Genomic DNA, 14,240 nt, shown 5'->3' on the forward strand with positions numbered 1-14,240 from the left:
ACGATGGCCTACAAACAGATAGTCGCCGCCGCGATCCTGGACTCGCTCGCATCCCCGCGCCGGCTGCTTGCGGCACGGCGCACCGCCCCGCCGGAACTGGCGGGCCTGTGGGAATTCCCCGGAGGGAAGCTCGAGCCCGGCGAGAGCTGTGAAGAGGGCGTGAGGCGCGAACTGGCCGAGGAGCTCGGCGTCGAGGTGGCCCTGGGCAGCGAGGTCTTCGGGCCCGTGCCCGAAGGCTGGGTGCTCAACGAGCGTGCGGCGATGCGCGTCTGGTTTGCCGAGATCACCGCAGGCACCCCGGACACCCTCGAGGACCACGACCAGCTCGCCTGGGTGGACCTGGAAGACGGGGCACTTCAGGCCCTGGACTGGATCCCGGCCGACCTGCCCATCGTCCGCGCGGTGCTGGCGGAGACGCTGGCCGGTGCCACCCGGTGATCCTGCTGACCGGGTTTGAACCGTTCGGAGGCGCCGATTCCAATCCCTCCCTCGCGGTTGCCCGGCAGGCCGCGCTGCTCCTCGAGGGGCGCGGCATCCGGGCCACGGCCGCGGAACTGCCCTGCGTCTTCGCCACCGCCCCTGCGGTGCTCGAAGGCCTCCTGGCCACCTGGCAGCCACGCGTGGTGATCAGTCTCGGGGTCGCCGCCGGCCGCAGCGCCCTGGGCCTGGAAAAGGTGGCGATCAACCACCTGGACGCCCGCATCGCGGACAACGCCGGGGATCAACCGATCGACCTGCCGGTGATCGCCGGCGGACCGGCCGCGTACTTCTCCGGCCTTCCGCTGAAGTCGGCACTGCAGTCGTTGCGGGACCGTTCGGCCGGACACGGCAACGTCGCGGCCGAGATCTCCTTTTCCGCCGGGACCTTCGTCTGCAACCAGGTGTTCTACGCCCTGATGCACCACACCCACCGGGTGCCGGGGGTCAGCGCCGGGTTCGTCCACGTTCCGTGGATGGACGCCGCCGACCCGGGTATCGCGGACCACGCGCGCGCGGTGGCCGCCGTGGCGGAACTGGCGCTGGACCCGGGCCCCGAACCGCTCCTGGCCGCGGGCACCGAACACTAGGATCCCGCCGCGGGACCCCGCCCGTCGGCCAGCAGTTCCCACTGCACCTCGAGCGTCACCGCAAGCTCCAGCTGGCCGGCAACCACCGGCATCGACTCGGCGGCCAACGAGACGGCCTTGGCGCGTTGGAGCGGCAGCACGGGCGCCTCGGGCACTTCGCGGATCAGCAGCGCCGGCCCGAGGTCCGCGCCGGCAAGCGCGGCCAGGTGCCCGGCCTTGGAACGCGCATCGGCGAAGGCCGATTCCCTGGCCGCCTTCAGCGCGGCACCCGGATCCGACACCTGTGCGTGCAGCGAATGGATCCGCAGCGCGTCCCCGCCGGCGGCAACGGCGGCCGCCAACACCCAGGTGACCGCGTCCACCGCCAGGTCCCGGGCCTCGATGGTGGTTTCGGCGTCGTAGCCGTCGGTGACCGATTCGTCATTGCGCCAGGCGGTCTTGGCCATGAGCCCGATTCCCGTGGTCGCCAGGTTTGCCCCGGGCGCCGCGACCAGCACCGCGTCGATGACCTCCCGTGCACGCACGGCCGCGAGATCGAAGGCCTCCGCCGCCTGGGCGTGGTGGATATGGACGGTCAGGGAGATTGCCATGACGTCGGGGACCGCCGGGGCGGATGCCGTCCCGCGCACCGTAATGGCCGGCGGGCGGTTCATGCCGCGGGCCCCTCGGCCCGGCGAAGTCCCCGGCGCACCCCGGCAGCGAGCACGGGCATCAGCCTGCGGACGGGCCGTTCACGGTATCCGCCGGCCTGCAGGTTTGCTGCACGTTCAAAGAGGTTCCTGGAGGCAGGATCGGAAGTGCGCAGCCAGGAGTAGCCGGCCGCCGCAAAATACAGGGGCAGGAAGGGCAGCCCCAGGCACAGGGCATATTGGGTGCAGTGCGTTTCCTCGTGCGACAGCAGTGCCGGGCGCGGTTCCGGGCCGCTGAGCCACGGGCGAAAAAACACGACGTTGCCCACGGCGAAAGCCCCTGCCTTGGGCAGCGCCGGAGTGTAGTTGCGTGCGTGGATGATGCCGCGTTCGCCGCGCGCGATGCTGCAACCTGCGGCCGTCGCCAGCACCAGGCCGCCGATCGTGCTCAGGTTCAGCCAGTTGGCGACCTCGCGGGTGCGTTCCCAGGTGTCCATGCTTCCACAGTGTAATCCCGAATTCACGGCGTGTGGGGGTGCGGGGCAAGGGGGCAATTCTTGGCCGAAGCAACCGAGCCACTAGAGTTGCTTGTTGAACCGGGAGCACCGTTGCCGATCAAAGCCGCGAACGTGGAGGAGAATTCATGAAGAAGATCGTATCCGTCATTGGTGTCATGGTGGCGCTGGCATTGAGCCTGACCGGTTGCCTGAAGATGGATGTGGATCTGGTCGTCTCGAGCCCGGAGCAGGCAACCATGGAGATGGTCGTGGCGGTCGACAAGAACGTCGTCGGAGACGCCACCGTCGAGGAATTGCTGGGTTACATGGGGATCACCGAGGAGCAGCTCGTCCAGAGGCTCCCGGCGGACATGCTGAAGGCGCCGTACGACGAGGGAAACTTCAAGGGCTACACGTTCACCCTCGAGGACAAGCCGCTGAGCGAGATCAGCGACTTCTCCCAAAAGCTTGGCCCGAAGATCGACCTCGAATACCGCGACGAGATGTACCACTTCTCCGCCCAGGGACTTGCCGGCACCGACACCTCGACGCTGAGCGAGTCCACGATGACCGTCACCTTCCCGGGCAAGGTCACGACCGCCAGCCCCGGGGCGCACATCGACGGCAAGACCGTGACCTTCGACATGCGCGAGTCCAGCGGCGAGATCACCGCGGTGGCCAAGCCGCACGACAACATGCCGATGTACCTTTCCCTCGGCTTCGGGGTGCTGGCCCTGCTCGGTGCCGTCATCGCCGTTGCCACGATGCGCCGCACCGAGGAAACCGAGAACGTGCACGCCTAAGGCCGCAGCGCAGCCGCAGCAGGCGGCTTGCCGCGCGAATGCCAAGAGGGACCGACAAGTCCGGGAATTCCCGGAGTTGTCGGTCCCTCTTGGCATTTCCGCAGGGGAGGGCGCGCCTATTGGGCGTCGGTCAGGAAATCGGCAAGGATCGGGCCGGCCGTCTGCGCACCGCCGCTGCCGTCGAACACGAACACCGCCACGGCGAGGTCGCCCTGGGCGGCGATGGTCCACGCGTGGGCGTTGCGTTCGGCATCGTATTCGGCCGTGCCGCTCTTGCCGATGATCGCGGGGCCCGGGACGTTCTTCAGGTCCTTCAGCGTGCCATGGTCAACGACCTGGGCCATCATGCCCGAGAGCGACTTGGCCTCCGCCGCGGTCAGCGGGTTCTTGGGCTTGGGCGCGGCCTCGGGCTTGGGGTCCGCCACCAGGTGGGGGCTGACGGTGGCACCGTTCTTGACCGAGGCCGCCACCGTGGCCATGCCCAGCGCGGAGGCCTCCACGATGCCCTGGCCGATGCCGTTGGCCGCCAGCTCGGTGCCGGTGGAGTCATCCGGGACCGAACCCAGGAACGAGCCGGCACCCGTCGAGGGGCTCAGGTTCAGCCCCAGGGAGGCCGCGGCGTCCGCGATTGCGGGTGCCTTGACCTTGGAGGCGCCTTCCAGGAAGACCGTGTTGCACGATTGCGCGACCGCCTCGGAGAGCGGGATGCTTCCCAACGCGCTGGAGGGGTAGCCGTCGTAGTTCTTGAACGCCTTGCCGTCCACCGTCATGGTGGCCGGGCAGTCGACGGTCGTCTTGGGGGTGTCCCCGGAACGGAGCATGGCCAGCGCGGTGATGACCTTGAACGTGGAGCCGGGGGCGTACTTGCCCAGCAGCGCGGTGTTCTGCGCGTTGTCCGTGGGCCCGGTGGCTGCGGCGAGGATGGCCCCGTCGGAGGGGCGCACCGCGACCAGGGCACTGTCGCTGGCCGAATCGGCGAGCAGCGACTCGGCCAGCTTTTGCAGGTCGCGGTCCAGCGTGGTCTTCAGGTCCTTGCCGTCCACGGCTTCGCGGGACACCAGGGTCGAGACCTCGGCCCGCTCCTTGTTGTAGATGTTGATGCTGTAGCCCTTGGTGCCGGACAACTCGTCCTGGTAGGCCTTCTGCAGGCCCGACAGGCCGACCTGGTCCCCGGCCGCGATGCTCCCCTTGGACTCGGCTACGATTTCCGCGGTGGCCTCGCCCACCGACCCCAGGATGGGGCGGGCGAAACTCCTGCTGGGGGCCAGCGGCTGGGAGCCGGGCTGGGCCAGGACCCCGGGGATGGCCTCGAGCTGCTCGTCGGTGACGGTGCGGTCGGCGTCGTCGCGCAACGTGATGGCCTGGACGAAGGCGCGGGGGCCGGCGGCGGCAACGCTCTTGGCATACGGCTCTGCATCGATTTCCAGCACCTTGGCCAGCTTGGTGGCCGAGCCCTCCCAGTCCGCCTCGTCGATCGCTTCCTTGTTGATCCCGATGCGCAGCACCGGCCGGTCGGTCACCAGGGTCTGGGCCTTGTTGCCCAGGATCTCCCCGCGCTTGGCCGGGGTGCTGCGCTTGGCCACGTACTGGCCGGCTTCCAGTCCCGGCACGGCAAGGGCGGGGGAGTAGCGCACGGCCCAGGTCTTGGTCTGGTCATCGAGTTCCAGCGTTGCCTGGGTCTGGTAGGTCCAGTCGGTGTCGGTTGAATCGATGTCCCACACCGTGTCGTACACGGCGGTGGCGGTCTTCGGGTTCTCCGATCCCTCGTCCTCGGTGACCGAGGCCAGGGTGACGGTGCGGGGGACCGATTCCAGCGGCTTGAGCGCCTCGGCCAATTCGGCACCCGCCGCGGCCGCATCGGCCCCGACCAGCGGGACGGAGGCAAGGTCCAGGCCCTGCAGCGAACCGGCCAGCAGCTCGGCCGTCGCATTCGGCGAGGGCGGCGCGGAGCAGGCGCCCAGGGAGCCGATCATCAACAAGGCGGCGGCAGGCAGGGCAAAGGTTCGAATAACTCGCGACATGGGACTAACTATTGCCCAACCCGCCCTCGGATGTCCACAATCTTCTGCCTTTGGCGGGCCCCGGGTCGCGATTCGAGGCCCGCCGCACCAAGCACCTAGAATGGAGGGGAGAACCAGAGAGACACAATCAACAGTGAAAAGGGCCGTAGAACCCCATGTCTGAACCCACGAGCCCGGAAGTGGATGTCATCGACAGCCACGCGCCGGTTGTCCCGCATCCCACCGACGAGGCCGGCATCGACATTGCGGTGCAGGCGGCCCTGGCCGCCTTTGCCGCTGCGCAGAACCTGGAAGGGCTGAAGGCAGCACGCCTGGCCCACACCGGGGAGAAGTCCCCGCTGTCGCTGGCCAACCGCGAAATCGGCCGCCTCGACAAGAGCGAGAAGGCCGTCGCCGGCAAGCTCCTGGGCGCCTCCCGGGGACGCGTCAACAAGGCGCTCGCCGAGCGCACCGCCGTGCTGGAGGCCGAGGACGCCGCCCGCATCCTCATCGAGGAAACCGTCGACGTCACCGCGGCCCCGCGCCGCCGCCGGGCAGGTGCACGCCACCCGCTCTCCACGCTGCAGGACCGCGTCTCGGACATCTTCGTGGGCATGGGCTGGGAAATCGCCGAGGGCCCGGAGATCGAATCCGAGTGGTTCAACTTCGACGCGCTGAACTTCGCCCCGGACCACCCGGCGCGCGAAATGCAGGACACCTTCTTCATCGAGCCGGTGGATTCGCACCTCCTGCTGCGCACCCACACCTCCCCGGTGCAGGTGCGTTCGATGCTCGAGCGCGAGCTGCCGATCTACGTGCTGTGCCCGGGCCGTGTCTACCGCACCGATGAGCTGGATGCCACGCACACCCCGGTCTTCCACCAGTTCGAGGGCCTGGCCATCGACAAGAACCTGACCATGGCCGATTTGCGCGGCACCCTGGAGCACTTCGCCCGGCAGATGTTCGGCGACGACGCCTCCATCCGCCTGCGCCCCAACTTCTTCCCGTTCACCGAGCCCAGCGCCGAGCTGGACATCTGGCACCCGGGCGCCAAGGGCGGCCCGCGCTGGATCGAGTGGGGCGGCTGCGGCATGGTCAACCCCAATGTGTTGCGCGCCGCGGGCATCGACCCGGAGGAATACTCCGGGTTCGCCTTCGGCATGGGCGTGGAGCGCACGCTCATGTTCCGCAACGAGGTCCCCGACATGCACGACATGATCGAGGGCGATATCCGCTTCAGCGAGCACTTCGGGATGGAGATCTAAGACATGCGTATTCCACTTTCATGGCTGCGCGAATACGCGCAGGTACCTGCAGATGCCTCGGCCGAGGACGTCATGGCCGAACTGGTCAAGGTCGGCCTCGAGGAAGAGGACGTGCACCGTCCCGCCGACGAGATCTCCGGCCCCATCGTGGTGGGCCAGGTGCTCTCCATCGTCAAGGAGGAGCAGACCAACGGCAAGACCATCAACTGGTGCCAGGTCCGCGTGGTGCCCGAGGGCGCCGAACAGGCCCTGACGAACGAGGGCATCGACCCGAGCGGGGTGCAGGGCATCATCTGCGGCGCCCACAACTTCGTCGAGGGCGACAAGGTCGTGGTGACCCTGCCCGGCGCCGTGCTGCCGGGCGACTTCCGGATCACCCCGCGCAAGACCTACGGCCACGTCTCGGCCGGCATGATCGCCTCCTCCCGCGAGCTGGGCATCGGCGACGACCACGACGGCATCATCGTGCTCTCGCGCCTGGGCCTGGACCCGGAGATCGGCACCGACGCGATGGAACTGCTGGGTCTCTACGACCAGGCCGCGGAAATCAACGTCACCCCGGACCGCTCCTACGCGTTCTCCATCCGCGGCGTGGCCCGCGAATACGCGCACGCCACCAACACCCCCTACACCGACCCGGCCTCCCTGGTCACGGTGGACGCGGCCACCGCGCCGGGCCACCCGGTCAAGCTTGCCGACGCCGCGGGCATCTACGGCGTCCACGGCTGCGACAGGTTCCTCACCCGCAAGGTCACCAACGTGAACCCCGCACTGCCCACTCCGCCGTGGATGGCCAGCCGGCTGAACCTGGCGGGCATGCGCTCGATCTCTCTGGTCGTGGACATCTCCAACTACGTGATGCTGGAACTCGGCCAGCCGCTGCACTTCTACGACGCGGACAAGCTGACCGGTGCCATCACGGTGCGCCGCGCCAACCCGGACGAGACGCTGAAGACCCTCGACGGCAAGGAACGCAAGCTGCACGCCGAGGACCTCTTGATCACCGACGAGTCCGGTGCCATCGGCATTGCCGGGGTCATGGGCGGATCCACCACCGAGGTTTCGGACGCGACCACCACGGTGCTCATCGAGGCCGCGCACTTCGAACCGATCTCCATTGCCCGCTCGCGCCGCCGCCACAAGCTGCCTTCCGAGGCCTCGAAGCGCTTCGAGCGCGGCGTGGACTGGAACGTTGCCGACGTGGCCGCCCAGCGCGCCGTGGACCTGCTGGTCCAGCTGGCCGGCGGCACCGCCACCACCGAGACCACCGACGAGGGCACCAAGCCCGAGGCCGTGATCATCGACCTGCCCGCCGGCTTCGCCTCGGCACTGATCGGCATCGACTACACCGAGGAGCAGATCACCTGGGCCCTGGGCGAGATCGGCGCCGACATCGAAACCGTCGCCGGCGGCTACAGGGTCACCGCGCCGTCCTGGCGCCCCGACCTGGCCACCAAGCAGGACCTGGTCGAGGAAATCGCCCGCCTGGTGGGCTACCACCTGATCCCGGCGACCCTGCCCACGGCCCCTCCGGGCCGCGGCTTCTCCCGCGTGCAGGGCCAGCGCCGCCGTGTCGTCGCCGCCCTGGCGGATGCCGGGCTGACCGAGGTGCTGTCCTACCCGTTCGTCACCAAGGTGCAGAACAACACCTTCGGTGCGCCGGAGGCCGGCGAGGTGAAGGCCGTCAAGCTGAACAACCCGATGTCCAGCGAGTTCGGGTTCATGCGCACCTCGATCCTGCCGGGCCTGCTGGGCATTGCCCGCCGCAACCACGGCCGCGGCTTCCGCGACCTGGCCCTGTACGAGGCCGGACAGGTCTTCCTGCCGGGCGAGACCCTGGGCACCGCCACGATCCCGCCGCTGGGGGCGCGTCCCTCCGAGGAAGAGCTCGAGGCGCTGTACAACGGACTGCCGCACCAGCCGACGCACATTGCAGCGGTGCTGACCGGGCACGATTCGCCGGTTGCCGCCGCGCACACCCCGCGTGTCTACGACTGGGCCGATGCCCTGGACGTCGCCAAGTTGGTCGGCGACGTGCTGGGCGTCGAGGTCGTCGTCTCGCAAGGTTCCCACCAGGCGTTCCACCCGGGCCGCACCGCGGCCCTGGCGCTGCGCGATGGCTCGCACGTCGGCTACGCCGGCGAGCTGCACCCGAAGCTGCTGGCCGAGCTGGACCTGCCGGAGCGCACCGTCGCGATGGAAATCAACGCGGACGAGCTCTTCGAGGCCGCAGCGGACGTGATCGTGGCCAAGGAGATCTCCACCTTCCCGATCTCCACCCAGGACGTGGCCCTCGTGGTCGATGCCCACGTGGTGGCCTCGGACGTGCTCGAGACCCTGCGCGAGGGTGCCGGCGAACTTCTCGAGGACCTCGCGCTCTTCGACGTGTACTCCGGCACCGGCATCGAGGACGGCAAGAAGTCGCTGGCCTTCGGCCTGCGCTTCCGCGCCAACGACCGCACGCTGACCGCCGACGAGGCCTCCGAGGCGCGTGCCGCCGCGGTGGCCCTGGCGGCCGAGCGTTTCGGCGCCGTGCAGCGCTAAGGCCTATAGGCAACGCCGACTACGAAGGCCGGCCGCCTCCCGCGAAACCGCGGGCGGTGGCCGGCCTTCGGCGTTCGTTGTACTCGTCGTGCAAATCCTTGATGGCCTCACGGACAATGGGCTGCGCGACGAGGGTTCCATCGGTATATTCCAAGACTCCGGCTTCCAGGCAAGCGAGCACGGAGGCGGACAACTCGCCATACCGTTCCGCCAGCCGGTCCTGGATGTCGTCACCGAGACTCAGCATGTTGGTTTCCCCGAGGAGCTCTGCCGTGGAGGATGCGGTGGCCGCATCAACGAGCAGGGTTAAGAATCCTTCGGCCCGGCGCAGCCCTGACATGCCGGATTTGGGTGTGGCATGCGCCATGGCCAGGATTCGCAGGTAGGCCGTGAGTAGGCTGCGGATGACATCGTGGTTTCGCGGATGGTCGTCCTCCAGCAATGCCATCCCCGAATGCGTGGGATAGAGCTCGCCGTTGTCCTCCGGCACGTGCTCGGCATATTCGTCCTCGTCCCAAGCGCTTTCGGCTCCTGCGGTTTCGAAGAGATCCGCTTCGTCCATGGCGGTGAAAAGGTCCAGGAAGATCGTGACCGGAAGCGGGTAGAGTCCCGGCGCCAGCAGGATGGGTCCCGCAGGAGCCGTGACCGGAAGTGCCAGCGATTCGGTGGAATTCGGGATGAACTTGCCCTCAATCATCTCGTCCAGGAGGTAGGCGGCCCACTGCACGAGCGCTACGCCGTGGCCGTGCCGGGCGGGGATGTCGATCGGGCATTCGCGGGGAGTGCGTCGATGGGCGGGCCCGGGGATGCGCATCAGCACCATCATGTGCAACAGGTCGAAGTCCTCGCTTCCGCCAGTCCAACGGCCGTTGTCCTGCAGGAAATGCAGGTAGCCATCCAGCCGGTTCAGGGCCTGGCAGGCGGCGTCACACCGCAGCCGGCGGATGGACTTGATTATTATGGCGAATGGTCGCGGGGCCAACGCGTCGGGTGCGTTGAAGGGCGCAAATCCGGCGTAGGACTCCAGCAGGTCAAGCAGCCCGGCCCAGTCGGCGCGCGCCTGGCTCTGCGCGACGGTGCGGGACCTCCAAACGATGTAGGCGGGTTCCAGCCCACGGAGCCGTTCGAGTCCCGAGACGCGCGACGGGTGGTGGCCTTGCCTCCGGGGCTTCGGGGACTTGCGGTGCTTGCGGCGCAATTGCTTGCTCGTCGTGGTCATGGCCGTCCTTGGATGGGTCGATGCGGGAATCCCAGCATGGACAGATCCGCGGGCCTATGGGTCCGAAGTCCGCAGGACTGTGGAAAAGTCGTCGCACCCGCCCAGTCGATTGCCCGGGAACAAACCGTGCGCAATCCCGTGGCAACGGGGGAGCAGCCGGCGTTTCGAGTTTTCTCAGGCGCCCCCGGCCCCGGTGGCGATCGCCCCGATCCCGGCGGCCAGCAGACCCGCGGTGAGCGACGCCGCTCCGAGGCCGATCAGTAGCGAGAGCCGATTGGGTTTCTCCGGGTTTTTCCCGATCACCGAGAGGAAGAAGCCTGCGGGCATGAGGATCGCGGCCACGGGGACTCCCGAGCGGGCAATCCAGCCGACCCAGCCCGGGACATCGAGCTGGTCCGCGAAGGCGAGGATCGCCAGGGACAGAACCAGCAGGACCGCGGCGTGGGCGTGCCCCGCCCGGTACCAGGACTTCTGCAGGTCGTTGGCGGGCACCCCGCCGGCGGCAACGCGGACGAGGAAGGCGCCGCCGGATTCGACGGTGATGAGGGCCAGAAGCAGGATTCCTGCGAGGACCAGTGTGCTCGGTTCCATGGGAGTGGTTCCTTTCGAACCCTATTGGATAGCTGTACTATCCAAGGTAGGTACCTTAACTATCCAATGCAAGGGGTTGCAACATGAAGATGTCGGAACTTCTCCAGCGCTCCGGAGTGCCGCTGGCGACGGTCAAGTACTACCTGCGCGAGGGGCTGCTTCCCCCGGGGGAGTCGATCGGGGCAACCAGGGCCGACTACGGCGAGGAGCATGTTCGCCGGCTGGCGCTGATCCGCGCGTTGACCGAGGTGGTGGGCCTGCCGCTGGCGTCGGTGCGCACCATCCTGGGACTCATCGACGAGCCGGAGGCTGACACGTTTGCCGCGTTGGGCCGGGCCATCGCCGTGCTGCCGCCGGCCGTGGAGGCCGACCCTGACGGCGACTATCCACGGGCCCGGGCGGCACTGGAGGAAATCGGCCAGCTCTACGATCCCGGCTACGCGGCGGTGGCGCAGCTCGAACAGGCATTGGCCGCCGCCGAGGCGGCCGGCCTGCCCATGGGCCGCGAACGGCTGCACGGCTACGCGCGGCACGTCATGGCGATCGCGGAGCTGGACCTGGCCCAGCTGCCCGGCACCGAGACGTCCCGGGCGGTGGAGTATTCGGTTCTCGGCACGGCCCTCTATGAACCGATCCTGGCCGCAATGCGCCGGCTGGCGCACCAAGACCTGGCAAGCCGGTTGCTGGGCGGGGCTGCGGGGGAGCCGGGCCTGTAGGCAACCGCGTCCTGGCACGTTGGAGCGCTTCGGTTCGTGCCAAGATGGAGTCATGAGTGCAGAAATCCCGGTTGCCGTCCGTGCCACCTCCGTGTGGGCCACTAGCCGCTGGCTGCGACGTCCTTATCGCCACTTTCGATTCGATGTGAGATTCGCCGACGGGCGCGAGGAGCCTGTCGAGAGCCTGGATGCGGTGCTCCAGGGTTCAAGGTATCCCGCGGATGCATCGAGCACCCGGAAAGGTGCCGAACAGGCATGCCCGAAGGAGGGTATCGGCGAATGGGTCGATTACCCGTATGGGCAGCCGCTGGGGCGTTGAATGGCTGATGCCGGGCGTCTAGCCTCTCAGGGTCACGGCAGGGGACGACGCAACGCGGGGCCAACAAAGGCTTCGAGCCGCGAATGGCACGGAAGTCGCATCGGGCGTGCCGCTGGGATCAAGGCCGCAGCTGGATCGATGCGGGGCAGGGCCATCCACCGCACCGCGGATGCGCGGCCCTATGAGGGAGGCTCACGCCTCCGGCTCGTAACCGATGAGCCAGTGAAGTCCATGACGATCGACAACCTGGCCATCGGAAGCTCCCCATGGTTTTGGTGATAGAGGGTCCATCACGACGCCGCCAACGGCGAGTTTGTCGAACCACTCATGGAGGATGGCTGGTTCGGCGGTCCCGAGCAACGACAGCATGATTCCTTCGATCCGGACGCTTTTTCCTCCCTCGGGGGCATCCGATCCGGCCACGGCAACTATTCCGTCGAGTTGGCCATGGGCAATGGCTTCCGCGGGGCCGTCATTGCGGCCGAATTCCGCGTAGGTGTACAGGGAGAGCTTCCCACCGAAAACTTCCTCATAGAAACCAAGCGCTTCACGCGCCGTGCCGGGGAAACTGATGTAGATCAGGGGAGCTGTCATGCGGTTCATCATACAAAGTCGGGTGATCCCTGCAAACAACCGCCAAAATCCCTGCGGTTGAACGGGTGGAAATGTTTGATTCGGGCGAGCATCCGGCGCGGGACACCGTGATCGTCATTTTCGCGGGCGTGCCGCACGGCGTATCCGAAATCCTCGGCTCGGCCCTTGCCTGTTTCCGGGAGGATCGCACACCCGCCGAAAACCGCACTGTCCGCTCGGGAGTCGTGTACCTCCGTTACCGTGAGGTGCGACGAGTAGCCGTCGGCCAGCCTTGAGCCCCGAACCATCTGCACGAACGCGTCAAGGAGGGTTCGATGCACCTTTGGTTCAGTTCCCTGCGACGGTCCGTGACCGTTCCCTCTCCCATTCGCCGAAGGCGCAGGCACTTGGCGCCTCAAGCCGTGAAAAGTCGGTAGCCGTGGAAGCCATTGCCCTGGGGCCGCGCACGGCCCCGATTCCGCGAATGCACCCTGTCGCGAACAGGCGATGGGCGGTGGGTCGAGGATATGGACCCTTTCGGCGGGCACCCAGGGCATTGGACGGCGCCCGATGGGTCGGGCACGGCGGGAGGGTCTGCTAGTGAGTGAACTATTCGACCCAATTCCTCGTCTTAGTTGCTGGAGCCGGTCTTTGGCGCCGCGATAGTCACTTCAATCTCCAAACCGAGTCGAGGATGAATCCTGATGAAAATGCGCAAGCGTCCAATCACCGCCGATGTTGGTACTGCGGGGCTGCTGGGAACGATGGTCAGGCTCCTTGGCTGGGCACGGACATGAACGGATGCCCTCCGCAACCGGTGAAAACCATCAGCCGAATCTTCCGACGTGTCTCAGGCATCACGCGGATCCCGATCTCACGAACAGACCCCCAGAGGAGCCACTTTTCATGAACAAGCGAATGGGTACGACCTTGGCGGCACTATCCCTGATTGCGCTGGCCCTTGCCGGCTGCGACTCGGCATCGGTTACCGCCAGCGGCGCCGAATCCCAGACCGCCGGCGTCGCGCCCAGTTCGAAGCCGGCGGCCGTCGAAGAGGATGGAACCGGATTTGACGCCGACATCACCAACAACTCCCTTGCGGTGAGCCCGGATGAGAAGACAGCGGTGGTCTCGGACAGCCGCGAAAAATCACTTCTGGTCTATGACCTGGTCGACGGTGGGCTGCGCAAGAAGATCGACGGCTTTGGCACGCCGCGAAACATCGTGTTTATTAATGACGGCTCGCAATTTGTCGTCTCGGACAGCACCCTCGGCACTCTCCGTTTTTACGGAACGGAGGACTGTGAACTGAAGGATGAAGTCGTGGTCGGACCGGGGGCATTCGGAACGGCGGTGAGTCCGAATGGCAAAACCATGTATGTGAACAACCAGGCGCACAGCTCTGTCACGGTGGTCGATCTTCAGGCGCGGAAACCGACCGACGTCATCACCGGTTTTTCCCGGCCAAGGCAAGGCCTCAAAGTGTCTCAGGACGGGAAGCAAGTATTTGTGACGAACTTCGAGGGCGACAAGGTCACCGTTTTCGACGCCGTCAGCAAGAAAATACTCCGCGAACTGACCGGATTCTCCAAGATCCGGGGAATCTCCGTTGCCGCTGACGGGAACACCATGTATGCCGCCAACAGCGGGCGCAACAGTATCTCCGTGGTCGACTTGCAGAAGCGAAGCATCACGAAGGAAATCGCAGTCGGTCGCGAACCGTATGGTGCCGCCCTGTCGCCGGACGGCAAACTGCTTTTTGCCAGCAACAAGGCCGACAACGCGATTGACGTCATCGACGTCTCCGACAACACCGTCGTGAAGACACTGGATGGATTCAAGGAGCCTCGCCAGGCAATCGTCTTCAGCCGTGACCAAGAACGGGCGTACGTGTTGAATCGGGACCTATCCATTGCCCGGGTGAATGTCGAAGAACTCTCCTTATCAGACACGGTCCGTTAGCAAACCGGCGAAGGCAGGCCGCGAATATCCGAAGAAGGGCTCATCAAACTCTTGC

Annotated in this window: 14 protein-coding genes; 8 read left to right on the forward strand and 6 right to left on the reverse strand. The window is 66.8% G+C overall.

Annotated elements, in window-relative coordinates; translation table 11 throughout:
* Window positions 1-3 precede the first annotated feature (3 nt).
* Together ACIPVK_RS08305 and ACIPVK_RS08310 are read left to right on the forward strand one after the other, a co-directional pair.
* Complete coding sequence (locus ACIPVK_RS08305; RefSeq protein ID WP_407611494.1) at window positions 4-438, forward strand: (deoxy)nucleoside triphosphate pyrophosphohydrolase; 435 nt, start codon at window positions 4-6, stop codon at window positions 436-438.
* Entirely contained in the window at window positions 435-1,067 is a 633-nt protein-coding gene (locus ACIPVK_RS08310) for a pyroglutamyl-peptidase I (RefSeq protein WP_407611495.1), read from the forward strand. Before ACIPVK_RS08305 ends, ACIPVK_RS08310 begins: the two co-directional genes overlap by 4 nt.
* Here ACIPVK_RS08310 and ACIPVK_RS08315 read toward each other — a convergent pair.
* Both ACIPVK_RS08315 and ACIPVK_RS08320 read right to left on the reverse strand, forming a co-directional pair.
* A complete protein-coding gene (locus tag ACIPVK_RS08315) occupies window positions 1,064-1,720 on the reverse strand; it encodes an SIMPL domain-containing protein (RefSeq protein WP_407611496.1) in 657 nt (218 codons plus the stop codon). The two genes, ACIPVK_RS08310 and ACIPVK_RS08315, sit on opposite strands and share 4 nt — an antisense overlap.
* Entirely contained in the window at window positions 1,717-2,193 is a 477-nt protein-coding gene (locus ACIPVK_RS08320) for a hypothetical protein (protein WP_407611497.1), read from the reverse strand. Before ACIPVK_RS08320 ends, ACIPVK_RS08315 begins: the two co-directional genes overlap by 4 nt.
* Before the next feature lie 146 nt (window positions 2,194-2,339).
* Between ACIPVK_RS08320 and ACIPVK_RS08325 the strand changes: the two genes are divergently transcribed.
* Complete coding sequence (locus tag ACIPVK_RS08325) at window positions 2,340-2,996, forward strand: LppM family (lipo)protein (RefSeq protein WP_407611498.1); 657 nt, start codon at window positions 2,340-2,342, stop codon at window positions 2,994-2,996.
* A gap of 116 nt (window positions 2,997-3,112) precedes the next feature.
* Here the strand turns inward: ACIPVK_RS08325 and ACIPVK_RS08330 are convergent, their stop codons facing one another.
* The gene (locus tag ACIPVK_RS08330; protein WP_407611499.1) at window positions 3,113-5,017 is read right to left on the reverse strand and encodes a penicillin-binding transpeptidase domain-containing protein; all 1,905 of its coding nucleotides are present in this window, start codon (window positions 5,015-5,017) and stop codon (window positions 3,113-3,115) included.
* 155 nt (window positions 5,018-5,172) lie between these two features.
* On the opposite strand from ACIPVK_RS08330, the gene pheS reads away from it, so the two are divergent.
* Together pheS and pheT are read left to right on the forward strand one after the other, a co-directional pair.
* Window positions 5,173-6,261, forward strand: a complete 1,089-nt coding sequence (gene pheS, locus ACIPVK_RS08335) for a phenylalanine--tRNA ligase subunit alpha (RefSeq protein ID WP_407611500.1) — start codon at window positions 5,173-5,175, stop codon at window positions 6,259-6,261.
* 3 nt (window positions 6,262-6,264) lie between these two features.
* Entirely contained in the window at window positions 6,265-8,805 is a 2,541-nt protein-coding gene (pheT, locus tag ACIPVK_RS08340) for a phenylalanine--tRNA ligase subunit beta (RefSeq protein WP_407611501.1), read from the forward strand.
* A 19-nt stretch (window positions 8,806-8,824) separates the two neighbouring features.
* Here pheT and ACIPVK_RS08345 read toward each other — a convergent pair whose 3' ends face one another.
* Window positions 8,825-10,024, reverse strand: a complete 1,200-nt coding sequence (locus ACIPVK_RS08345) for a hypothetical protein (RefSeq protein WP_407611502.1) — start codon at window positions 10,022-10,024, stop codon at window positions 8,825-8,827.
* A 174-nt stretch (window positions 10,025-10,198) separates the two neighbouring features.
* Window positions 10,199-10,615, reverse strand: a complete 417-nt coding sequence (locus ACIPVK_RS08350) for a hypothetical protein (RefSeq protein WP_407611503.1) — start codon at window positions 10,613-10,615, stop codon at window positions 10,199-10,201.
* 83 nt (window positions 10,616-10,698) lie between these two features.
* On the opposite strand from ACIPVK_RS08350, the gene ACIPVK_RS08355 reads away from it, so the two are divergent.
* Both ACIPVK_RS08355 and ACIPVK_RS08360 read left to right on the forward strand, forming a co-directional pair.
* The gene (locus ACIPVK_RS08355; RefSeq protein WP_407611504.1) at window positions 10,699-11,331 is read left to right on the forward strand and encodes a MerR family transcriptional regulator; all 633 of its coding nucleotides are present in this window, start codon (window positions 10,699-10,701) and stop codon (window positions 11,329-11,331) included.
* Between the two features lie 52 nt (window positions 11,332-11,383).
* On the forward strand, window positions 11,384-11,650 hold the full coding sequence (locus ACIPVK_RS08360; RefSeq protein WP_407611505.1) for a hypothetical protein: 267 nt from the start codon (window positions 11,384-11,386) through the stop codon (window positions 11,648-11,650).
* A 192-nt stretch (window positions 11,651-11,842) separates the two neighbouring features.
* Here ACIPVK_RS08360 and ACIPVK_RS08365 read toward each other — a convergent pair whose 3' ends face one another.
* The gene (locus tag ACIPVK_RS08365) at window positions 11,843-12,244 is read right to left on the reverse strand and encodes a VOC family protein (RefSeq protein WP_407611506.1); all 402 of its coding nucleotides are present in this window, start codon (window positions 12,242-12,244) and stop codon (window positions 11,843-11,845) included.
* An 885-nt stretch (window positions 12,245-13,129) separates the two neighbouring features.
* Between ACIPVK_RS08365 and ACIPVK_RS08370 the strand changes: the two genes are divergently transcribed.
* A complete protein-coding gene (locus ACIPVK_RS08370; RefSeq protein ID WP_407611507.1) occupies window positions 13,130-14,185 on the forward strand; it encodes a YncE family protein in 1,056 nt (351 codons plus the stop codon).
* Window positions 14,186-14,240 lie beyond the last annotated feature (55 nt).

The sequence above is a fragment of the Paeniglutamicibacter sp. MACA_103 genome (genome assembly GCF_045798555.1).
GTDB lineage: Bacteria > Actinomycetota > Actinomycetes > Actinomycetales > Micrococcaceae > Paeniglutamicibacter.

What these genes read in the sequence shown, in the direction of transcription:
- ACIPVK_RS08360 (WP_407611505.1), top strand. Translation starts at nt 11,384, where the DNA reads ATGAGTGCAGAAATCCCGGTTGCCGTCCGTGCCACCTCCGTGTGGGCC.
- ACIPVK_RS08315 (WP_407611496.1), bottom strand. Translation starts at nt 1,720, where the DNA reads ATGAACCGCCCGCCGGCCATTACGGTGCGCGGGACGGCATCCGCCCCG.
- ACIPVK_RS08305 (WP_407611494.1), top strand. Translation starts at nt 4, where the DNA reads ATGGCCTACAAACAGATAGTCGCCGCCGCGATCCTGGACTCGCTCGCA.
- ACIPVK_RS08370 (WP_407611507.1), top strand. Translation starts at nt 13,130, where the DNA reads ATGAACAAGCGAATGGGTACGACCTTGGCGGCACTATCCCTGATTGCG.
- ACIPVK_RS08355 (WP_407611504.1), top strand. Translation starts at nt 10,699, where the DNA reads ATGAAGATGTCGGAACTTCTCCAGCGCTCCGGAGTGCCGCTGGCGACG.
- pheS (WP_407611500.1), top strand. Translation starts at nt 5,173, where the DNA reads ATGTCTGAACCCACGAGCCCGGAAGTGGATGTCATCGACAGCCACGCG.
- ACIPVK_RS08345 (WP_407611502.1), bottom strand. Translation starts at nt 10,024, where the DNA reads ATGACCACGACGAGCAAGCAATTGCGCCGCAAGCACCGCAAGTCCCCG.
- ACIPVK_RS08325 (WP_407611498.1), top strand. Translation starts at nt 2,340, where the DNA reads ATGAAGAAGATCGTATCCGTCATTGGTGTCATGGTGGCGCTGGCATTG.
- ACIPVK_RS08330 (WP_407611499.1), bottom strand. Translation starts at nt 5,017, where the DNA reads ATGTCGCGAGTTATTCGAACCTTTGCCCTGCCTGCCGCCGCCTTGTTG.
- pheT (WP_407611501.1), top strand. Translation starts at nt 6,265, where the DNA reads ATGCGTATTCCACTTTCATGGCTGCGCGAATACGCGCAGGTACCTGCA.
- ACIPVK_RS08365 (WP_407611506.1), bottom strand. Translation starts at nt 12,244, where the DNA reads ATGACAGCTCCCCTGATCTACATCAGTTTCCCCGGCACGGCGCGTGAA.
- ACIPVK_RS08350 (WP_407611503.1), bottom strand. Translation starts at nt 10,615, where the DNA reads ATGGAACCGAGCACACTGGTCCTCGCAGGAATCCTGCTTCTGGCCCTC.
- ACIPVK_RS08320 (WP_407611497.1), bottom strand. Translation starts at nt 2,193, where the DNA reads ATGGACACCTGGGAACGCACCCGCGAGGTCGCCAACTGGCTGAACCTG.